The organism is Mesorhizobium sp. M0145 (assembly GCF_040322355.1).
GTDB lineage: Bacteria > Pseudomonadota > Alphaproteobacteria > Rhizobiales > Rhizobiaceae > Mesorhizobium.
In genome coordinates this window covers 167,183-187,285 of the sequence record NZ_JAMYTK010000012.1, presented here as the reverse complement: position 1 = coordinate 187,285, position 20,103 = coordinate 167,183, and the positions used below count along the sequence as shown (strand labels likewise).

18 protein-coding genes and 1 tRNA gene are annotated in these 20,103 nt (G+C 62.1%); 2 read left to right on the top strand and 17 right to left on the bottom strand.

Translation table 11 applies throughout. The features are described 5' to 3' along the window. Positions 1–648 (bottom strand): SDR family NAD(P)-dependent oxidoreductase (locus NKJ28_RS18975; RefSeq protein WP_352636688.1); only part of this gene is annotated, 648 nt, incomplete at its 3' end. Between the two features lie 85 nt (positions 649–733). Between NKJ28_RS18975 and soxR the strand changes: the two genes are divergently transcribed. Then, positions 734–1,168: a redox-sensitive transcriptional activator SoxR gene (soxR, locus tag NKJ28_RS18970; RefSeq protein ID WP_352450000.1), complete on the top strand. Its 435-nt coding sequence runs from the start codon at positions 734–736 to the stop codon at positions 1,166–1,168. 1,200 nt (positions 1,169–2,368) lie between these two features. Here soxR and NKJ28_RS18965 read toward each other — a convergent pair. After that, positions 2,369–3,751, bottom strand: a complete 1,383-nt coding sequence (locus tag NKJ28_RS18965) for a DUF6538 domain-containing protein (protein ID WP_352636687.1) — start codon at positions 3,749–3,751, stop codon at positions 2,369–2,371. 137 nt (positions 3,752–3,888) lie between these two features. Further along, positions 3,889–3,973, bottom strand: a tRNA-Leu gene (locus NKJ28_RS18960). A 175-nt stretch (positions 3,974–4,148) separates the two neighbouring features. Here NKJ28_RS18960 and lipB point away from each other — a divergent pair. Next, a complete protein-coding gene (gene lipB, locus NKJ28_RS18955; protein WP_023676608.1) occupies positions 4,149–4,892 on the top strand; it encodes a lipoyl(octanoyl) transferase LipB in 744 nt (247 codons plus the stop codon). Positions 4,893–5,279: 387 nt separating this feature from the next. Here lipB and NKJ28_RS18950 read toward each other — a convergent pair whose 3' ends face one another. The 14 genes from NKJ28_RS18950 to nuoH all read right to left on the bottom strand — a co-directional run bounded on the left by NKJ28_RS18950 (position 5,280) and on the right by nuoH (position 20,102). Next, positions 5,280–5,963, bottom strand: coding sequence for an ABC transporter ATP-binding protein (locus tag NKJ28_RS18950; protein ID WP_023676610.1), 684 nt, complete (start codon positions 5,961–5,963; stop codon positions 5,280–5,282). Next, complete coding sequence (locus tag NKJ28_RS18945; RefSeq protein ID WP_352458234.1) at positions 5,960–7,246, bottom strand: lipoprotein-releasing ABC transporter permease subunit; 1,287 nt, start codon at positions 7,244–7,246, stop codon at positions 5,960–5,962. Before NKJ28_RS18945 ends, NKJ28_RS18950 begins: the two co-directional genes overlap by 4 nt. Next, positions 7,243–8,571, bottom strand: a complete 1,329-nt coding sequence (gene proS, locus NKJ28_RS18940; protein WP_352570374.1) for a proline--tRNA ligase — start codon at positions 8,569–8,571, stop codon at positions 7,243–7,245. Before proS ends, NKJ28_RS18945 begins: the two co-directional genes overlap by 4 nt. Before the next feature lie 560 nt (positions 8,572–9,131). Beyond that, positions 9,132–9,416, bottom strand: coding sequence for a DUF1467 family protein (locus NKJ28_RS18935; protein WP_023676613.1), 285 nt, complete (start codon positions 9,414–9,416; stop codon positions 9,132–9,134). Then, on the bottom strand, positions 9,413–9,817 hold the full coding sequence (gene mce, locus NKJ28_RS18930) for a methylmalonyl-CoA epimerase (RefSeq protein ID WP_023676614.1): 405 nt from the start codon (positions 9,815–9,817) through the stop codon (positions 9,413–9,415). Before mce ends, NKJ28_RS18935 begins: the two co-directional genes overlap by 4 nt. Before the next feature lie 140 nt (positions 9,818–9,957). Then, on the bottom strand, positions 9,958–11,628 hold the full coding sequence (locus NKJ28_RS18925) for a ribonuclease J (protein WP_352589718.1): 1,671 nt from the start codon (positions 11,626–11,628) through the stop codon (positions 9,958–9,960). Positions 11,629–11,747: 119 nt separating this feature from the next. Then, positions 11,748–12,569 carry a biotin--[acetyl-CoA-carboxylase] ligase gene (locus tag NKJ28_RS18920; RefSeq protein ID WP_352589715.1) on the bottom strand — a complete coding sequence of 274 codons (822 nt, stop codon included), beginning with the start codon at positions 12,567–12,569 and terminating at the stop codon, positions 11,748–11,750. A gap of 4 nt (positions 12,570–12,573) precedes the next feature. After that, positions 12,574–14,010 carry an NADH-quinone oxidoreductase subunit NuoN gene (gene nuoN, locus NKJ28_RS18915; RefSeq protein WP_352589712.1) on the bottom strand — a complete coding sequence of 479 codons (1,437 nt, stop codon included), beginning with the start codon at positions 14,008–14,010 and terminating at the stop codon, positions 12,574–12,576. 18 nt (positions 14,011–14,028) lie between these two features. Beyond that, a complete protein-coding gene (locus tag NKJ28_RS18910) occupies positions 14,029–15,534 on the bottom strand; it encodes an NADH-quinone oxidoreductase subunit M (RefSeq protein ID WP_352450009.1) in 1,506 nt (501 codons plus the stop codon). After that, positions 15,534–17,507: an NADH-quinone oxidoreductase subunit L gene (nuoL, locus tag NKJ28_RS18905; RefSeq protein WP_023676619.1), complete on the bottom strand. Its 1,974-nt coding sequence runs from the start codon at positions 17,505–17,507 to the stop codon at positions 15,534–15,536. Before nuoL ends, NKJ28_RS18910 begins: the two co-directional genes overlap by 1 nt. A 10-nt stretch (positions 17,508–17,517) precedes the next feature. After that, on the bottom strand, positions 17,518–17,826 hold the full coding sequence (nuoK, locus tag NKJ28_RS18900) for an NADH-quinone oxidoreductase subunit NuoK (RefSeq protein WP_023676620.1): 309 nt from the start codon (positions 17,824–17,826) through the stop codon (positions 17,518–17,520). A 1-nt stretch (position 17,827) separates the two neighbouring features. Then, the gene (locus tag NKJ28_RS18895; RefSeq protein ID WP_023676621.1) at positions 17,828–18,448 is read right to left on the bottom strand and encodes an NADH-quinone oxidoreductase subunit J; all 621 of its coding nucleotides are present in this window, start codon (positions 18,446–18,448) and stop codon (positions 17,828–17,830) included. Between the two features lie 119 nt (positions 18,449–18,567). Further along, the gene (gene nuoI / locus NKJ28_RS18890) at positions 18,568–19,059 is read right to left on the bottom strand and encodes an NADH-quinone oxidoreductase subunit NuoI (RefSeq protein ID WP_023676622.1); all 492 of its coding nucleotides are present in this window, start codon (positions 19,057–19,059) and stop codon (positions 18,568–18,570) included. Further along, a complete protein-coding gene (nuoH, locus tag NKJ28_RS18885) occupies positions 19,059–20,102 on the bottom strand; it encodes an NADH-quinone oxidoreductase subunit NuoH (RefSeq protein WP_023676623.1) in 1,044 nt (347 codons plus the stop codon). The genes nuoI and nuoH overlap by 1 nt, the downstream gene beginning before the upstream one ends. Position 20,103 lies beyond the last annotated feature (1 nt).

The following is a 20,103-nucleotide window of genomic DNA, read 5'->3' as shown; positions in this document are numbered from 1 at the left end:
TGCCTGCTCGGGGCGCTTCAAGGTCGCCGGATCAGCATCAGGGATCGCGAGCGCGTGCAGTGGGGTGTCCATATCGCCGGGGTCAGGCGCGAGGAGCCGGATGCCGTCTGCTTTCGCCTCCTCGTCCCAAATCGCCGTCACATGGGCAAGAGCGGCCTTGCTCGCGCCGTATGCTCCCCAGCCGGGATAGGCGTTCACCGCGGCGTCGCTGGAAATGTTGATGACCAGCGCGCCGCGGCCCTCGCGTGCGGACGCGGCAAGCGCACCGAACAGGGCTTTCGTCAGCCGGAACGCGCCGACGAGATTGACCGCGAGCGCCATTTCCAGCTCCTCGCACTCGGTATCGGCAAGGAGCGCCAGAGGGACAGGGCCGAGGCTCGACGCATTGTTGATCAGGACGTCGAGCCCGCCGAGGCTGGCAGTGACCTGCAACGCGATCGGGTAGATGTCCTCCTTCTTGCCGACGTCGCCGACAATACCGTGCGCGCCCGTCTCGTCGGCGATGCGTTCGACATTCGCGGCGGTGCGGGCGACGAAGGCGACGCACGCATTCATCGCGGCAAGCTGCCGCACAAGCGCCATTCCGAGCCCGGAGGTGCCGCCCGTAACCGCCACGCGAAGTCCCTGAAGATCAATATTCGACTGCATTGCCGGTGCTCCTTCAAGCTTTATGGCGCCTTCTACAAGTTCAAGTTAACTTGAAGTCAAGCGGGAATCGTGCTTTCGTTCATGCATGGATTCCATGCTGACCATCACCGACGTGGCGCGGCGCAGCGGCGTCGCCTCATCGGCCCTGCGCTTCTACGAGGAGCGCGGGCTGATCGCGTCCGAGCGGGCCGGCTCGGGACACAGACGCTACCCGCGATCCGTGCTGCGCCGGATCGCCTTCATCGTCTTCGCGCAGCGAATTGGGCTGACGCTTGAGGAGATCGGCGGCGAGCTGGCCAAGTTGCCAGCCGATCGCGTGCCGTCGCGTCGGGATTGGTCGCGGTTATCGGGCCAGTGGACCAAGCGCATCGACCAGCGCATCGCCGAGTTGCAGCGCCTGAGGTCGGGGCTTACCGAGTGCATCGGTTGCGGCTGCCTGTCGATCGACCGGTGTAGCCTTGCGAACCCTGCCGATATGGCAGGACGCAAGGGGCCGGGGCCGAGGTATTGGCTGGGGTGAGTTGGCAGCCAAGTGCGAGACGCTGCGGACCGGTAACGTTCAGCGGCGGTATTGTTTGTCACTGACTTTCTCCATCCACTCGACGGCGTTGCCATCAATTGCTTGCGCCGTCCTGCCAGACGGTTCGTTCCTTCTAAAGATGCGGCTGCATTTCAGCGGGCCAAGCAAAATAAGGAATACGTCGAACTGCTCCGGGTGCGGCAGTCATCGACCTCTTCAGCCCCGCCCGAAACGCTGAGCGTTGGAGCCGTTGCGCGTTGCCACAGGCTGATCGGATTGATCCGGCAGTTGGCGATACCTTTCTTGCGGCAACGAAGGACGAAAACGGTGTCTAGGCCATCGGTAATGGTAGCCTGTTCAAAATTTCGCCAATCGTTGGCTGATCGCCCGCACAGTACTGCATTCGGACAGCATGACCCAAGACTTTACATTAAGTATTCGAATTTGTTCGCTTTCGGCGCAGTTGGTCCCGCCCATCATTGAACCGACACGAATCTCATAACCGATTTCCTGCCAAGCGATCGCCGTGTGAAGCTTGTCAAACTCACCCCAAAGGTGCCGCAATATCGAGGAATGCTAATGATAAGGTAATCATAAGCGACCTCCCGAGATACTCGCGCTCCCACGCACTGATCCGGATCAGCTGATTGCCTCTCCTCAGGTAATTATAGCCCACCAAATCCGGCATTGCCTGCGTCCTCCGATCGGTTTGGTCGGATCGGATGAGGCATTCCGGCCCGCCGACAGCCTGTGGATCGATTCGGTCTCGTGTCCGGTTCAAGGGCATCGACCCGTCTGAGTCCGCTCAGCAATTCATGTGGCCGGATGTGGCTAGCTGCATCTGACAGTGCAGAGTTGCCGCAAGCGTGTTTTCCGATTTCTACGTCGAAGTATCGCCGCTGCACGATGCGAGAGGCAAACCGCTTTTCTCACCTGCGCCTGCTGCCATTATCTCGTCTGTGTCATCGCCGAACAGGAAACAGACGGGACAGACAATGACCTGTGTTCTGCCACAGGTAAGCACTGTTCCTGAGCCCGTGACCTTAGACAGAATTGACCGCGCTCTGGATACGCTCGCCCTAGCTATCCACAAGGCTGGCAACAAAGGACGAGCGTATCTCCCGATTTACGAGCGTCTTGAACGGGAGAAGAAGAAATTGATTGCAGAGATGGGCGCAATGCTGCGCGTCCAGGAACGGCTCAAACGATCTCGGGATCGAAAGGCAAAGCAATTTTTTTGAGTTCGTCTCGTCGCCATTGCAACGATCCGCCCGTACCATACTCTACACGCTCTATCGTATGGCCCATCAAGATTTTGCGAAGCTCGCTATCGATACCTGCCTCCTTCATACGATCCTCGAAACTGTGCCGGAGGGAATAAATCTTGTGCTTCGGTGTCGGGAAAAGTTTGTGTGTTTTAAAGAATTTATTGAGGTTTGCAGAAAGCGCCTCTTCACGATTGCGGTAGCGCGGAAAGCCCTGCGGATTTTTCTTAAAAACTTCCAGCGCGACGCCTACCAGCGGTACATCTCGCACTGACCATTCGGTCTTCATCTCGCGCGGATCATCGGCGTCCTCTCGTGGGGTAATGCGAATATACGGAACCGGCGTGTCAAGGAAGATCACGGTCTCATCAAGATTGCATATCTCGCTTGGGCGTGTGCCTGTCTCGATCAGCGCCAGAACGCAGCGACGCGCTTGAGCATCCAGGGATGCTAAAGCGCCCGGCCTCATGATCTGATCGGTTATCCATTTGGGTTCGAATGACGGCCGTTTACGACGGCGCTTGCCACGCTCCGAAAAGCGGAGGTCATCGAATGGGGTGCCTTTTTGTTCCTCGCCCAAATGAGCGAAATAACGCCTGTAGAGATCCCGCATGTTGCCGAGGTCTCGATTGCCGGCAGACGCCGAATGTGTCGCGGCTCCGATGTCTGGCGGCGGCGCGATGCGCTTGAGCCAGAACCGGTAGAAGGTCAGTCCGTCTTCACGCGTGACGTCGCCGATCGGCTTGTCACCAACCAGGGCAACGAAATTGTTTACGGCTCTCTGCTTTACCTTCTTCCACATTCGGCGCTGCGACTGGCTCTTACCCGCGACTTCATGGGCCATGATCTCATCGGCGTAGAGATCAAAAGCTTTGGAGACTTTGACCGGCGGCACCTGCACCCCGCCGACGAGAGCGTCGGCGACCGCGGGGGCCGCTTGAACGCGCTCCAGCGCCTCGACACGCTTTAAAATTGAATCGACATTCTGAAAGCCTGCCACCTGTCCATTTGAAAGGTAGGAAACGCCCATGGCTTCAGCCCGGCGAACGGCGTCGCGATACTGATCGAGTGCTGACCTTGTCTCGCCGCCGCAAAGAAGCACCGCCCACAGGGTCTTGTCCGCGTCTTCGAGCTTGTCGCGCATGGCACGTGCGAGGCGGCGTTCGTCCGTTCCCAGGGACTTGCGAATGAACCTGCCGCGATCGTCGATGCCGACCATCTTGGCGGGCATTCGCCGATGATAATAGAAAATTCCGTCGCGCTGGACGAGGTAGCGATCCGGGTCTCTGGCGGGCTCTGCGACGGCCTCTTTTCGCATGGGCCAAACTCGCGATGTATCTCAGTTTGTATCCCAGATTGTATCGCATTTCGGCAAGAACGCCAAGCGCCCTCATCAACGGGTGCTCTGCCGGACTGGAGTTTCAATGGCTTAGAGGGCCAAGTTCACGAATTTGATGGTGCGGTCGAGAAGACTCGAACTTCCACGGGTTGCCCCACAGCGACCTCAACGCTGCGCGTCTACCAATTCCGCCACGACCGCACGTGGTAGGAGCCGGAACCAACCGGCCCGCGGCGTGTAGCAAATCGTTTCCGGTGAAACAAGTGCGCGGCCAGCAATAATCGGCCGGACATCGGCATAACTGTTCAAGGGCCGAACGTGCCGGAACTGGACGTTTGTACCGATTGCCGCCATATGAGTGGCGAGACGAGATATCATGACAGAACGCAGCCAGATCGCCACGTCGTTCCTGCCCTTGCCCGGCTCGGCGCCGGTCGAATGGCGCATCGAGCCCGGGCTCACCGCCTATCCCGATGCGCTCGCCGTGATGGAGGCGCGCGCCGAGGCAATCCGCAGCGGCGCCGCCGGCGAGATGGTCTGGCTGGTCGAGCACCCGCCGCTCTACACCGCCGGCACCAGCGCCCGCATCGAGGACCTGATCGAGCCGGACCGTTTCCCGGTCTTTGCCGCCGGGCGTGGCGGCGAATACACCTATCATGGGCCGGGCCAGCGAGTCGCCTACGTCATGCTCGACCTGAAGCGGCGGCGCGAGGATGTCCGCGCCTTCGTCGCCGCACTCGAACAATGGATCATCGGCTCGCTGGCCGCCTTCAACGTACGCGGCGAACGCCGCGAGGACCGCGTCGGCGTCTGGGTGGTTCGGCCGGACCGCCCCGCTTTGCCCGACGGCTCGGCGGCCGAGGACAAGATCGCCGCCATCGGCATCAGGCTGAGGCGCTGGGTGAGCTTTCACGGCATCGCCATCAATGTCGAGCCGGACCTTAGCCATTTCAGCGGCATCGTGCCGTGCGGCGTCCAGCATCACGGCGTCACCAGCCTTGTCGACCTCGGCCTTCCCGTGACCATGGCCGACCTCGACCTGGCGCTGAAATCCGCTTTCGAGGACGTGTTCGGGCCCGCCGCGGTGTCGCCTGTCGAAGTGTCCCGCAAGGCCGGCTGAAACACTCGCCCAATGCCTGCGCCAATATGCGAAGGCGGCCCTCGCTCATCAGCATCGAGCCCGCCCTTGAGCTCAATCCTCACATCGCGCCGATCCAGATTGCCATGGAAATGAGGAACGTGCTCATGCACACCAGCGAGACGACATCCTGAACAAGATCGGTCATAACTCTCTCCTGTTGTTAGTATGTTCGTATTTTGTTCTAATTTTGTTCGAATGTCAACGATCGCAGTCCGGGCGTCACCCGAATTGCGCTCGGTCATTTCGACAGGGTTAAGAAAGGGTTGAGAAGGAGATGCCGAGCGTTTCGGGGCCGACAGGCGCGCGAAAGCGGCGGGACGGCGCACGGCAGCTCGCGGGCCGTCATCGCCTCAATTGCAGCGCACCCTAAAGCGGCACAACCTTGCCGTCGGACAGCGTCACGCGGCGGTCCATGCGCGAGGCGAGCTCGTGATTGTGGGTGGCGATGAGCGCCGCCAGGCCCGATTGCCGGACCAGTGCTGCCAGCGCCTCGAACACATAGGAAGCGGTCACCGGGTCGAGATTGCCGGTCGGCTCGTCGGCCAAAAGCACCAGCGGCGCATTGGCGACGGCACGCGCAATGGCGACCCGCTGCTGCTCGCCGCCGGAGAGCTCGGAGGGGCGATGCTGTGCCCGCTTGCCGATCTGCATATAGTCGAGCAATTGCGCCGCCCGCTCGGCCGCCTCCTTGCGCGGCAGCCCTTTTATCAGCTGCGGCATCATGATGTTTTCCAGCGCAGAAAACTCAGGCAACAAATGATGGAACTGGTAGACGAAGCCGACATCGTTGCGGCGGATCGCCGTGCGCTCGTCGTCGGAAAGCCGGCCGCAGGCGCGCCCCGCCAGGATCACGTCGCCGGCGTCCGGTCGCTCCAGCAGCCCGGCCGTGTGGAGCAGCGTCGACTTGCCGGTGCCCGACGGCGCCACAAGCGCCACCATCTCGCCACGCTTCAGCGAAAAATCGGCGCCGTTCAGGATGGTCAGCTTGCGCGGCCCCTGTACATAATGGCGTTCGACGCTCTTCAGCTCGATAATGGCCTCGGCCATCATTCGTACCTCAGCGCTTCGACCGGATCGAGCCTGGCAGCGCGCCACGCCGGAAACAGTGTCGCCAGGAACGACAGCGCCAAAGCCATGAGAACGACCGAGATCGTCTCGCTGGCATCCATGCGCGCCGGCAGCTGGCTCAGGAAATAAAGCTCGGGATTGAACAGCCGCTCGTTGGCCAGCCAGGAGAAGAACTGGCGGATGCGCTCGACGTTGAGGCAGATCACGATGCCGAGCAGCACGCCGGCGATGGTGCCGACAACGCCGATCGCAGCCCCGGTCATCAGGAAGATGCGCAGGATCGCGCCGCGCGTGGCGCCCATGGTGCGCAGGATGGCGATGTCGTGGCCCTTGTCCTTCACCAGCATGATCAGGCCCGAAATGATGTTGAGCGCCGCCACCAGCACGATCAGCGTCAGGATCATGAACATGACGTTGCGCTCGACCTGCAGCGCGTCGAAAAACGTCTTGTTACGCTCCCGCCAATCGACGAGGGTGATCGGCCGTTGCGCCGCCTCTTCGACCTTCGGCTTCAGCGCGTCGATATTGTCGGGATTGTCGGCGTAGATCTCGATCGTCTGCGCCCTGCCGTCCATGTTGAAATAAAGCTGCGCTTCCGAAAACGGCATGTAGACGATGGAGCTGTCATATTCCGACATGCCGACCTCGAAGATCGCGGTTATCGGATAGCCTTTCATGCGCGGCGTCGTGCCGAGCGGCGTGACGTCGCCCTCGGGCGAGATCAGCGTGATGGTATCGCCGAGCACAAGGCCGAGATTCTCGGCCATGCGGCTGCCGATGGCGACTCCCTCGCCGGTGTCGAAGCCGACGATCGAGCCCGCCTTGATGTTGTTGGCGACGATCGTGATCTTGCCGAGATCCTCGCCGCGTATACCGCGCACCAGCGCGCCGGTGCCGCCGCCGACATTGCCTTGCGCCAGCACCTGCCCGTCGATCAGCGGAATGGCATATTTGACGCCGGGCACGCCGTTGATGCGGCCGGCGACCTGGTCATAGTCCTCCAGCGGCATGTCGAGCGGCTGCACGATCAGGTGCCCGTTGACGCCAAGGATGCGCGTCAGCAGTTCGGCGCGAAAGCCGTTCATGACCGCCATGACGACGATCAGCGTGGCAACGCCCAGCATGATGCCGAGGAAGGAGATCGAGGCGATCACCGAGATCACCGTCTCCTTGCGGCGCGAGCGCAGATAGCGCCACGCCACCATGCGCTCGAAGCCGGAAAAGGGTCCTGCCGCCGAAGGTTTGGCTGCTGCCGCTTCACTCATACGGCGGCACCGAAACGCTTTTTCACGTCGCCGATCGGCAGCGTCTCGCGCTCGCCGGTCCTGCGGTTCTTGATTTCGACCTCGCCGGCGGCGACACCACGCGGCCCGACGATCACCTGCCACGGGAGCCCGATCAGGTCGGCGGTGGCGAACTTGCCGCCCGGCCGCTGGTCGGTGTCGTCGTAGAGCACCTCCTTGCCGGCGGCGGCAAAGGCGGCATTCAGCTCGCGGCAGACGCGGTCGCATTCGGCATCGCCAGCCTTCATGTTGATCAGGCCGACATCGAACGGTGCCACCGCCTCCGGCCAGATGATGCCGTTATCGTCATGGCTGGCCTCGATGATCGCCGCGACCAGCCTGGACGGGCCGATGCCGTAGGAACCGCCAGAAACGAAATGATCCTTGCCGTCCGGCCCGGTCACCTTGGCGCCCATCGGCTTGGAATATTTGTCGCCGAAATGGAAGATATGCCCAACCTCGATGCCGCGCGCCGAGACCCTGTCGCCTTCGGAGAGCTTTTCCCATGCCGCCTCGTCATGCATTTCGTCGGTGGCGGCATAGGGCGTCGTCCACGTCTTGACGATGCCGCCGATCTCGGCGTCGTTCGAAAAATCGGTATCCGCCCCCGGCACCTCAAGCGAGAGATAGTCGCGATGGCAAAACACCTGGCTCTCGCCGGTGTCGGCCAGGATGATGAACTCATGGCTGAGGTCGCCGCCGATCGGCCCGGTGTCGGCGCGCATCGGAATGGCCTGCAGCCCCAGGCGCGTAAACGTCCTGAGATAGGACACGAACATGCGGTTATAAGCGGCCTTGGCGCCTTCATAATCGAGGTCGAAGGAATAGGCGTCCTTCATCAGGAACTCGCGCGAACGCATGACGCCGAAGCGCGGGCGCACCTCGTCGCGAAACTTCCACTGGATATGATAGAGGTTGAGCGGCAGGTCCTTGTAGGACTTGACATAGGAGCGGAATATCTCGGTGACCATCTCCTCGTTGGTCGGCCCGTAGAGCATATCGCGGTCTTGCCGGTCCTTGATGCGCAGCATCTCCTTGCCGTAGTCTTCATAGCGGCCGCTTTCGCGCCACAGCTCGGCCGATTGGATGGTCGGCATCAGGATTTCGAGTGCGCCGGCGCGATTCTGCTCCTCGCGAATGATCCGGCAGACCTTGTCCAGCACCCGCTTGCCGAGCGGCAGCCAGGAAAAGCTGCCCTGCCCCTGCTGGCGGATCATGCCGGCGCGCAGCATCAGCCGATGCGAGACGATCTCGGCCTCGCGCGGATTTTCTTTGAGAATGGGCAGGAAATAGCGCGACAAACGCATGGACTGGTCCGTGAGAGAGGATGGCGGCGCCGGAATCGGCGCAGCGCAGGCTTGCTTGCCCCGGCTTCATAGCCATTTCATGGCGGAATGGAAACCCGGCCCAAGCGCTGCACAGGCGCCGCAATTGCCGCACGCGGCTTGCTGGGCGTTTCGCAAGCAACGCCTGCCGTACTATTGTGCACTGCAGCACGAGATTGCCTGTTTCCGGGCAAAATTCTTCGTGACATTTTCACCCGCCTTAGGCTAGTGTGCCCCCATAACCGAGAGGGTAGAGAAAAATCTGCCCTCCTACGCGGTCAAAGTCTTGGGAGGATGCGATCTAGGCGCGGTAACTCGCTGCCGCCGGACACCGGAAACAGATCGGACGCGTTTAAATTGCAAGGCCTCGCGCCTTGCATTTTTTTTGTGCAATCATCTGGTTAGCACGACAGATTACCAAACTACATGACGTTGCGTCAGCCCAAACCCGCCCCGGCCTTTACTTTGGATTGACCTTGCTGGCTCAGCTTGATTTCAGAGCCTCGGCTAGGCTGGGATAGTCGGACACGGTAGGTAGCCGGCTAATGCGCTGGGCTCTGGTTGAAATCCGGCACGATGTGCGGGATGTCGTCGATACCGAGGCCAAGCCCTCTCGTGATGCCGTAGAAGATACCCATGAGGACCAGCGTGACGATCGTCGTGCGCAGCGCCGCGCGCAGCATGTGCGGTCCGCGCGGTGCGCTCGGAACCGTGCCAAGCGTCACGTCCCGATCCTCGTCCTGCGTCCGCATGCTGAACGGCAGGACGGCGAACAACACCACCCACCATGTGGCGAAGAACAGGGCGACAAACGAAACCCAACTCATGCTTGCTCCAGTTCGACCAGCGTGCCGAAGAAATCCTTGGGGTGCAGAAACAATACCGGCTTGCCATGTGCGCCGATCTTCGGATTGCCGTCGCCCAGCACGCGCGCGCCGCTGGCCTTGAGACGGTCGTGCGCCGCAACAATGTCGTCCACCTCATAGCAGACATGGTGCATGCCGCCGGACGGATTCTTCGCGAGGAATGCGGCGATCGGCGAGGCTTCGCCGAGAGGCTCGAGCAACTCGATCCTGGTGTTGCCGACGTCGACGAACACCACCGTAACGCCATGCTCCGGCAGCGCCTGCGGCGCGGTCACGCGAGCGCCAAGCGTATCGCGATAGACCGCCGCAGCCGCGGCCAGATCCGGCACCGCAAGCGCGACATGGTTGAGGCGTCCGAGCATAGCGTACTCCCGGGTTAGGGGAGTAGGGGAGTAAGGCAGTAGGGGAGTAGGGAAAAAAGGATCTAGAAGTGCATCTGTTTGCGCTCCTACCTCCTACTTCCCTACTCCCTTACTGCCCTACTCCCCTACTCCCTTGTTCGTCACCTCGTGACGAACACCGTCACCAGCGGCTTCTTGCCCCAGGCTTCGTTGGCCGCGCCGCGCACCGCGCGCCGCACTGCCTCCTGGACCAGGTCGAGGTCTTTTCGGCGCTGGCGGGGGATGGAGTCCACGGCGCCGATTGCCGCATCGATCATCAGGTCTTCCAGGCTCTCGCCGCTGCCGTCGGCCTCGGCGACGCCGATGGCGACGAGATCGGGATCGCCGGCAAGCTCGTATTTGTCGTCGAGCACGACATTGACGGCGACATGGCCGGCAAAGGACAGCTTGCGGCGGTCGCGAATGCCCATCGCCTGGTCGGTGCCGATCAGCCTTCCGTCCTTGTAGATGCGGCCGAACGGCACCTGGTCGATGATGGCGGCGGCACCCGGATACAGCCTGAGCATGTCGCCGTCGCGCACCTGCGCGACCTGGCCGATGCCGGACGTCGACATCAGCGAGCCCTGCGCCACCAGATGCGCCGCTTCGCCATGCACGGGAACGCCGATCTGCGGCCGCACCCATTCATACATCTTGCGCAATTCGCTGCGGCGTGGATGGCCGGAGACATGCACCAGCGCATCGCCGTCCTCGATGATCTTGATGCCGAGATCGATCAGGCGGTTCTTGATTTCGAGGATCGCCTTCTCGTTGCCGGGAATGGTGCGCGAGGAAAACACCACCGTGTCGCCGGCCGTCAGCGCCACCGACTTCATCTCGTCGCGCGACAGCTTGGCAAGTGCGGCAAGCGGCTCGCCCTGGCTGCCGGTGCAGATGATGACGAGGTTTTCGCGCGGGATGAAGCCGTAATCCTCCTCGGCGATGAATTCCGGCAACCCGTCCATATAGCCGAGTTCATCAGCCACATCGATGACGCGCTTCATCGAGCGGCCAATCACCAGGCACTGGCGGCCGGCATCCCGCGCCGCCTTGGCGATGGAGACGATACGCCCGACATTGGAGGAGAAGCTGGTGACGGCGACCCGGCCCTTGGCGTTCTGGATGACGCTCTTGAGGCCCTCGCCCACCGCCACTTCGGACGGCGATTCCCCTTCCCGCATCGCATTGGTGGAATCGCAGACCAGCGCCAGCACACCCTTGTCGCCATAGGCTCGGAAGCGCGCCTCGTCGGTCATCGGCCCGACCGTCGGCGCCGGATCGATCTTCCAGTCGCCGGTATGGATGACGACGCCGGCCGGCGTCGTGATCGCCAGCGACATCGGTTCGGGAATGGAGTGCGCAACAGGGATGGCCTCGATCTCGAACGGGCCGACGGTGAATTTCTCGCCGGCCCGGTAGATCGTCACCGGGATCTTCGGCGCCCCTTGCTCGCCCTGCCGCTTGGCTTCCAGCAGGCCGGCGCTGAACGGCGTCATCCACACCGGCGCCTTGAGCTTCGGCCAGATGTCGTGGAGCGCGCCGTAATGGTCCTCATGCGCATGGGTGATGACGATGCCGCGCAGATTGGCGACATTCTCCTCGATGAAACGCGTGTCGGGCAGAACCAGGTCGACGCCGGGCAGGGTTGCATCGGGAAAAGTGACGCCGACGTCGACCACGATCCATTCGCGCGCATTGGCCGGCCCATAGCCGTAGAGGGCGAAGTTCATGCCGATCTCGCCGACACCGCCGAGCGGCACGAAGACAAGTTCGGCGTTTTCCGCTATCGCCATGGTCTTTCCTTCCTTGCCGGTCAAAATTGTGGGCCGGTCAAAATTGTCGGCCGGTCAAAATTGTCGGCCGGTCAAATTCAAGCTGGTCAAATACCTGGCCAGTCAAACGTATTGGCCAGTCAAACGCCGGCCGAGGCAACCGCGCCGAAATGCACGTCGCCGGCGGCGATCGTCAGAACCGAACCTTGATCGTCGCGGATCACGAAACGGCAGTCCTCGTCAATGGTCTCGAAGGTGCCGCGCACCACATTACCGTCAATTCTGACAGCAACCTGCCCGCCAAGCCCCGCCGCACGCGCCAGCCACCGCCGCCTGACGGCGGCAAGCCCGCGCCCTTCGTTCCACAGCCGCGCATTCTCGCTCCATGTATCCGACAGCGCCAGGAACAGCGTCTCGGCATCGCAAGCAGACCCCAGCGCGCTGAGCGACGTCGCTGGATAAGGCAAATCCTCAGGGTATGCCACCACGTTGACGCCGACACCGACAGCCACCGCGGAACGGCCACCATCCAGCATCGCCGATTCCAGCAGGATGCCGGCGAGCTTGGCGCCCGAGGCAAGCACATCGTTGGGCCATTTCAGTTCGAAACGGTTCTTGCCTTGGCTCGCACCATCGAGGCCGATCGCGATCCTGCCCTTCGGCACGACAGCGTCGAGCGCGTCGGCCAGCGCCAGTCCGGCAACGAAGCCGAGCGTCGCGGCAAGCCGAAGCTCGGTGTTGGTGATCACCAGCAACGTCGCTGCCAGATTGCCCTCGGGCGTCGCCCAGGCGCGGCCACGGCGGCCACGCCCGGCTTCCTGCTTTTTGGAGACGACCCAGAGTTTGCCCGGATCGCCGGCCCGTGCATGCTCCAGCGCCAGCGCGTTGGTGGAGCCGACCGTGTCGTGCGCCTCGAGCCGGAACCCGTCCGAAGCCGCGGTTGGAGCCAGCCTGAAAGTCATTCCGTCAGAAGAAGGTCTTGGCCGCGGCTGCGGCGTAGGTTCCGATCGGGCCGCCGATCAGCACGTAGAACAGCACGAAGGCGCCACAGACACCGAGCACGACGCGCAGTTCGGACGCCATCGGCACGAAGCCGCCGACCGGTTCGTCGAACCACATGATCTTGATGATACGCAGATAATAGTAGGCGCCCACCACAGAGGCGAGCACGCCGATGATCGCCAGCGCGTAGAGGTTGGCATTGATGGCGGCGAGGAACACGTACCATTTCCCCCAGAAGCCGGCGAGCGGCGGGATGCCGGCCAGCGAGAACATCAGGATGGTGAGGATCGTCGCCATGATCGGATTGGTCGCCGACAGGCCGGCGAGATCGCTGATCTGCTCGACATTGCCCTCCTTGCGCCGCATGGCGAGGATGAAGGCGAAGGTGCCGAGCGTCATCACCAGATAGATCAGCATGTAGATGGCGACGCCGCGCACGCCATCCTGGCTGTTCGCGGCAAGGCCGACCAGCGCATAACCCATATGACCGATGGAGGAATAGGCCATCAGCCGTTTGATGTTGGTCTGGCCGATGGCCGCAAAGGCACCAAGCGCCATCGAGGCGATCGAGATGAAGACGATGATCTGCTGCCAGTCGGCGGCGATCGGCTTGAAGGCGCCCATGGTGACGCGCACCATCAGCGCCATCGCCGCCATCTTCGGTGCCGCCGCCAGAAAAGCCGTCACCGGCGTCGGCGCGCCTTCATAGACGTCGGGCGTCCACATATGGAACGGCACCGCCGAGATCTTGAAGGCAAGGCCGGCCAGCACGAAAACCAGGCCGAAGACGAGCCCAAGCTGGCGCTCACCGCCGCTCAGCGCCGTGGCGATCTCCTGGAAGCCGGTGTTGCCGGTGTAGCCGTAGACCAGCGAGATACCGTAAAGCAGCATGCCCGACGACAGGGCGCCAAGGACGAAATACTTCAGCCCGGCCTCGGTCGAGCGCAGATTGTCCCGGTTGATCGCCGCCAGCACGTAGATCGCCAGCGATTGCAGCTCGAGGCCGAGATAGAGCCCGATCATGCCGTTGGCCGAGATCATCAGCATCATGCCGAGCGTGCAGAGCAGGATCAGCACCGGATATTCGAACTTGTCGAAACGCTCCGCCTGGGCAAAGCGGACCGACATGACCAGCGTCACCGCCGAGCCGACGAGCGCCAGCACCTTCATGAAGCGGGCGAACGGATCCTGGATGAAGGCTTCGCTATAGGCGTTGCCCTGTCCCGGCGAAAAGACCAGCCAGGCGCCGGCGATCACTAGCACGGCGACGGCAAGGCCGCTCACCGTGACAGTGGTGTTGGCGCGCGAATAGGCGCCGAGCATCAACAGCGCCAAGGCGCCGATGGCGAGGATCAGCTCTGGCGTCGAGAGCGACAGGCTTGAGAGAAGGTCCGGCGTCATGGTTCGCAAAACCCCCAGTCAGTTCGCCGCCGCGGTCTGCGCGGCGCCGATGGATGCGGTGACATTGGTAACGAGCGCCTTGACCGATTCGGCGGTCGCGTCGAAGATCGGCGCCGGATAGACGCCGAAGAAGATGACCAGCGCGACCAGCGGATAGATGATCACCTTCTCGCGCGTCGACAGGTCGAGCAGGCCTTTCAGGCTTTCCTTGGTCAGCGCGCCAAAGATCACCTTGCGGTAGAGCCAGAGCGCATAGGCCGCCGAAAGGATGACGCCGGTGGCGGCGAAGAACGCTACCCAGGTGTTGACCCGGAACACGCCGAGCATGGTCAGGAACTCGCCGACGAAGCCGCTGGTGCCGGGCAGGCCGACATTGGCCATGGTGAAGATCATGAACACGGTTGCATATTTCGGCATGTTGTTGACCAACCCGCCATAGGCGTCGATGTCACGCGTATGCATGCGGTCGTAGACGACGCCGACGCAGAGGAACAGCGCGCCGGAGACCAGGCCGTGCGACAGCATCTGAAAGATCGAACCCTGGACGCCTTCCTGGTTCATCGCGAAGATGCCCATGGTAACGAAGCCCATGTGAGCGACCGACGAATAGGCGATCAGCTTCTTCATGTCCTCCTGCATCAGCGCCACCAGCGAGGTGTAGATGATGGCGACAACGGAGAGCGTGAAGATCAGCGGCGCGAACATTTCGGATGCGATCGGAAACATCGGCAGCGAAAAGCGCAGGAAGCCGTACCCACCCATCTTGAGCAGGATGGCGGCCAGGATCACCGAGCCGGCCGTCGGCGCCTCGACATGCGCGTCCGGCAGCCAGGTGTGCACCGGCCACATCGGCATCTTCACCGCGAAGGACGCGAAGAAGGCAAGCCATAGCCAAGTCTGCATATTGGCCGGGAAGTTGTGGGTCAGAAGCGTCGGGATGTCGGTGGTGCCGGACTGGAAGAACATCGCCATGATGGCGAGCAGCATCAGCACCGAGCCGGCCAGCGTATAGAGGAAGAACTTGAACGAGGCATAGACGCGCCGCTTGCCGCCCCACACGCCGATGATGATGAACATCGGGATCAGGCCGGCTTCGAAGAAGACATAGAACAAGACGATGTCGAGCGCGCAGAACACGCCGATCATCAGCGTCTCGAGCAGCAGGAAGGCAATCATATAGGCCTTGACGCGCTTCTCGATCGATTCCCACGAGGCGAGGATGCAGAGCGGCATCAGGAAGGTGGTCAGGATGACGAACAGCATGGAGATGCCGTCTACGCCCATATGATAGGAGATGCCGGAATCCAGCCAGGCAAACTTCTCGACGAACTGGAAGCCGGGCTGCGAATTGTCGAAGCCGGTCCAGATGAACAGCGAAATCACAAACGTGAACGCGGTCGTGAACAGTGCTATGGCGCGGATGTTGCGGCGCGCGTTCTCGCTGTCGTCACGCACGAAAAGGATGAGCAGCACACCAACCAGCGGCAGGAAGGTGACCAGCGATAGGATCGGCCAGGCGGTCATCAGAGCATCATCCAGGTGACGAGTGCGGCAACGCCGATCAGCATGGCGAAGGCATAGTGGTAAAGATAGCCGGTCTGCAGCTTGACGACCCGGTTGGTGACGTCGACGACGCGCGCCGAAATGCCGTCCGGCCCGAGCCCGTCGATGACGGTGCCGTCGCCGGTCTTCCACAGGAAGCTGCCGAGGCGCTTTGCCGGCCGCACGAACAGGAAGTCGTAGAGCTCGTCGAAATACCATTTGTTGAGCAGGAAGGCGTAGAGCAGGCGATGGTTGGCGGCGACGCTCCGAGGCATTTCCGGCGCGCGAATATAGAACTGCCAGGCAATCGCAAAGCCGATCAGCATGGCGATGAACGGTGACAGCTCGACCCACAACGGCACTTCGTGGATTTCGTGCAGGATGTGGTTGTCCGGCAGCGTGAACAGCGACGCCTTCCAGAATTCGGCATAGCCCTCGCCGAAGAAGGCGCCGTGGAAGATCACGCCGGCAAACAGCGCGCCCGCCGCCAGGATGAACAGCGGCACCAGCATGACCGGCGGCGATTCATGGACATGGTGCATGACCTCGTGGCTGGCCCGCGGCTCGCCGTGGAAGGTCATGAAGATCAGCCGCCAGGAGTAGAAGGAGGTGAAGCAGGCAGCAATGACCAGCAATATGAAGGCAAACGCGGCGACCGCATTGTGGCCGGCGAAGGCCGCTTCGATGATGGCGTCCTTGGAAAAGAAGCCGGCCGTGCCGATGATCGTTACCGGGATGCCGACACCGGTCAGCGCCAGCGTGCCGATCACCATCATCCAGTACGTTTTCGGAATGAGCGTCCTCAGGCCGCCCATCTTGCGCATGTCCTGCTCGTCGGAGACGGCGTGGATGACCGAGCCCGAGCCGAGGAACAGCAGCGCCTTGAAGAAGGCGTGCGTGAACAGATGGAAGATCGCCGCGCCATAGGCGCCGACGCCGAGCGCCACGAACATGTAGCCGAGCTGCGAACAGGTCGAATAGGCGATGACGCGCTTGATGTCGTTCTGGACGAGACCGACTGTCGCCGCGAAGAAGGCGGTGAAGGCGCCGATGAAAGTGACCACGGTCAATGCCGAATGCGACAGCTCGAACAGCGGCGACAACCGCGCCAGCATGAACACGCCTGCCGTCACCATGGTCGCGGCATGGATCAGTGCCGAGACCGGCGTCGGGCCTTCCATGGCATCCGGCAGCCAGGTGTGAAGCGGCACCTGCGCCGACTTGCCCATGGCGCCCATGAACAGGAGCAGGCAGACAACCGTCATCGCAGCCTGCTTGTCGAGCGCATAGCCGAGGAAGGTCAGCACGGCCGGGCCTTGCGGCGCGCCTTCCGCCGGAATGAACGTCGCCGCATTGGCGAAGATGGTGCCGAGATTGACCGAGCCGAACAGCACGAACACGCCGAATATGCCGAGCGCAAAGCCGAAATCGCCGACGCGGTTGACGACGAAGGCCTTGATCGCAGCCGCATTGGCCGACGGCTTCTTGTACCAGAAGCCGATCAGCAGATAGGAGGCAAGGCCGACGCCTTCCCAGCCGAAGAACATCTGCACGAGGTTGTCGGCCGTCACCAGCATCAGCATGGCGAAGGTAAACAGCGACAGATAGGCGAAGAAGCGCGGCCGGTCCGGATCGTGATGCATGTAGCCGATCGAGTAGATATGGACCAGCGACGACACCGTGTTGACAACTACCAGCATCACCACCGTCAGCGTGTCGATCCTGAGCGCCCAGGACGCCTCCAGCCCGCCCGACTGGATCCAGCGCATCACCGGCACGGTGAACACCTCTCCGCCGCCGAAGCCAACCGAGAAGAAGGCGACCCACGACAGCACGGCCGCGATCACCAGGAAGCCCGAGGTGATGTATTCGGAAGCCTTGGCCCCGAGCGAGGTGCCGAACAGGCCGACGATCAGAAAGCCGAGCAGCGGAAGGAAGACGATGGCCTGATACATGGTGGTTCCGTCAACCCTTCATCATGTTCACGTCTTCGACCGCGATCGAGCCGCGGTTGCGGAAGAAGACGACGAGAATGGCAAGGCCGATCGCCGCTTCGGCCGCCGCGACCGTCAGCACGAACAGTGCGAACACCTGGCCGACCAAATCGCCGAGCGCCGCCGAAAAGGCGACGAAATTGATGTTGACCGCAAGCAGGATCAGCTCGATCGACATCAGGATGACGATGACGTTCCTGCGGTTCAGGAAGATGCCGAACACGCCGAGCGTGAACAGGATCGCCGATACGGTCAGGTAGTGCGCGATGCCGACGACCATCTCAGACTCCTTCGCCCGTCTTGACCTTGCGGATTTCCACTCCGGTTGCCGCCGTGCGGCCGACCTGGGCGGCGATCGACTGCCGCTTGACGCCCGGCTTGTGGCGCAGCGTCAGCACGATGGCGCCGATCATGGCGACCAGCAGCACCAGCCCCGCTACCTGGAAGTAATAGAGGTAATCCGTATAGAGGATGTCGCCGAGCGCTGCCGTGTTCGACCGCGCGGCCAGGTCCGGAATGGGTTTCGCGACCGTCGCCGCCAGTTTCGGCGCGAATGTATAGCCGCCGAGCACCACGATCAGCTCCGCCGCCAGGATCAGCCCGACCAGCGCGCCGATCGGTGCATATTGCAGGGCGCCTTCCTTCATTTCGGCGAAGTCGACGTCGAGCATCATGACGACGAACAGGAACAGCACCAGCACCGCGCCGACATAGACGACGAGCAGGATCATCGCCAGGAACTCGGCGCCGGTCAGCATGAACAGGCCGGCGGCGTTGAAGAAGGTCAGGATCAGGAACAGCACCGAATGCACGGGATTGCGCGCCGAAATGACCATGAACGCCGATGCCACCGCGACAAAGGCGAAGAGGTAGAAAAAGGCCGCCTCTAGTCCACTCAGCATGGGTTCCCCCGGGTTTCCTGTCAGAACAGGACGTTCGTCCTGTTTTTTTGCCACCGCCTCCGGTCGGCAAGTTGCGTGTTCCTTAAACCAGGCCCCTCGCCCCGTCCATGCGTCAAATATCAGCGGTAAGGCGCATCCAGCGAGATGTTGCGCGCCAGCTCACGCTCCCAGCGGTCGCCATTGGCCAGGAGCCTGTCCTTGTCGTAATAAAGCTCCTCGCGCGTTTCCGTCGCGAATTCGAAATTCGGCCCCTCGACAATGGCGTCGACCGGGCAGGCTTCCTGGCAGAAGCCGCAATAAATGCATTTCACCATATCGATGTCGTAGCGCACGGTGCGCCGTGTGCCGTCGTTGCGGCGTGGGCCGGCTTCGATGGTGATGGCCTGTGCCGGGCAGATCGCCTCGCACAGTTTGCAGGCGATGCAGCGTTCCTCGCCGTTCGGATAGCGGCGCAGCGCATGTTCGCCGCGGAAGCGCGGGCTGACCGGCCCCTTTTCATGCGGATAGTTGATCGTCTCCTTCGGCGCGAAGAACTGGCGCATCGACAGGAAGAAAGCGCTGACGAAATCCTGCAAAAGCAGTGACTTGGCGGCCTGGGATAATGCTGACATCAGGCAAACCCGGTGAGTTTGAGAAAGGCGGCGGTGGCGACCACCATGAACAGCGAGATCGGCAGGAAGACCTTCCAGCCGAGCCGCATCAGCTGGTCGTAGCGATAGCGCGGCACGAACGCCTTCACCATGGAGAACATGAAGAACACCAGGCAGACCTTGAGCACGAACCAGATGAGCCCCGGCACCCAGGTGAAGGGTGCGAAGTCGAAGGGCGGCAGCCATCCGCCGAGGAACAATATGGTGGCCAGTGCGCACATCAGGACGACGGCGACATATTCGCCGAGGAAGAACAACAGGAACGGCGTCGAGGAATATTCGACCATATGGCCGGCGACGAGTTCCGATTCGGCTTCCACAAGGTCGAAGGGCGGCCGGTTGGTCTCGGCCAACGCCGAGATGAAGAAGACGATGAACATCGGGAACAGCGACAGCCAATGCCAGTCGAGGAAGGTGTTGGGCAGGCCGAGCCGCGTGCCCAGCCCGTCCTGTTGCGACAAGACGATGTCGGACAGGTTGAGCGAGCCGACGCAAAGCAGCACGGTGACGATGACGAAGCCGATCGAGACCTCGTAGGACACCATCTGCGCCGCCGAGCGCAGTGCGCCGAGGAACGGGTATTTCGAATTGGAGGCCCAGCCGCCCATGATGACGCCATAGACCTCGAGCGAGGAGATGGCGAAGACATAGAGGATGCCGACATTGACGTTGGCGATCGCCCAGCCTTCATTGACCGGTATGACCGCCCAGGCGGAGATCGCCAGCACCGCCGACACCAAAGGCGCCAGCAGGAAAACGCCCTTGTTGGCGCCGGACGGGATGACCGGCTCCTTGAAGACGAATTTCAGCAGATCGGCGAAGGCCTGCAGTGTGCCCCATGGGCCAACGACATTCGGGCCTCGGCGCAATTGCACCGCCGCCCAGATCTTGCGGTCGGCGTAAAGCACATAGGCGACGAAGATCAACAGAACGACGATCAGCACGACCGACTTCAAAAGGATCAGCAGCGCCGGCAGCACGTAGAAGGAGAAGAAGGTGTCCATG

Bases quoted from the DNA above. Each gene is read 5' to 3' on its own strand.
- nuoN (WP_352589712.1), bottom strand. From the start codon at position 14,010: ATGACGCCGGACCTTCTCTCAAGCCTGTCGCTCTCGACGCCAGAGCTG.
- soxR (WP_352450000.1), top strand. From the start codon at position 734: ATGGATTCCATGCTGACCATCACCGACGTGGCGCGGCGCAGCGGCGTC.
- NKJ28_RS18910 (WP_352450009.1), bottom strand. From the start codon at position 15,534: ATGACCGCCTGGCCGATCCTATCGCTGGTCACCTTCCTGCCGCTGGTT.
- NKJ28_RS18935 (WP_023676613.1), bottom strand. From the start codon at position 9,416: ATGAGTTGGGTTTCGTTTGTCGCCCTGTTCTTCGCCACATGGTGGGTG.
- nuoL (WP_023676619.1), bottom strand. From the start codon at position 17,507: ATGTATCAGGCCATCGTCTTCCTTCCGCTGCTCGGCTTTCTGATCGTC.
- nuoH (WP_023676623.1), bottom strand. From the start codon at position 20,102: ATGGACACCTTCTTCTCCTTCTACGTGCTGCCGGCGCTGCTGATCCTT.
- nuoI (WP_023676622.1), bottom strand. From the start codon at position 19,059: ATGTCAGCATTATCCCAGGCCGCCAAGTCACTGCTTTTGCAGGATTTC.
- NKJ28_RS18950 (WP_023676610.1), bottom strand. From the start codon at position 5,963: ATGATGGCCGAGGCCATTATCGAGCTGAAGAGCGTCGAACGCCATTAT.
- NKJ28_RS18925 (WP_352589718.1), bottom strand. From the start codon at position 11,628: ATGGCGATAGCGGAAAACGCCGAACTTGTCTTCGTGCCGCTCGGCGGT.
- NKJ28_RS18965 (WP_352636687.1), bottom strand. From the start codon at position 3,751: ATGCGAAAAGAGGCCGTCGCAGAGCCCGCCAGAGACCCGGATCGCTAC.
- NKJ28_RS18945 (WP_352458234.1), bottom strand. From the start codon at position 7,246: ATGAGTGAAGCGGCAGCAGCCAAACCTTCGGCGGCAGGACCCTTTTCC.
- proS (WP_352570374.1), bottom strand. From the start codon at position 8,571: ATGCGTTTGTCGCGCTATTTCCTGCCCATTCTCAAAGAAAATCCGCGC.
- NKJ28_RS18920 (WP_352589715.1), bottom strand. From the start codon at position 12,569: ATGACTTTCAGGCTGGCTCCAACCGCGGCTTCGGACGGGTTCCGGCTC.
- nuoK (WP_023676620.1), bottom strand. From the start codon at position 17,826: ATGGTCGTCGGCATCGCGCACTACCTGACCGTATCGGCGATCCTGTTC.
- mce (WP_023676614.1), bottom strand. From the start codon at position 9,817: ATGCTCGGACGCCTCAACCATGTCGCGCTTGCGGTGCCGGATCTGGCC.
- NKJ28_RS18895 (WP_023676621.1), bottom strand. From the start codon at position 18,448: ATGCTGAGTGGACTAGAGGCGGCCTTTTTCTACCTCTTCGCCTTTGTC.
- lipB (WP_023676608.1), top strand. From the start codon at position 4,149: ATGACAGAACGCAGCCAGATCGCCACGTCGTTCCTGCCCTTGCCCGGC.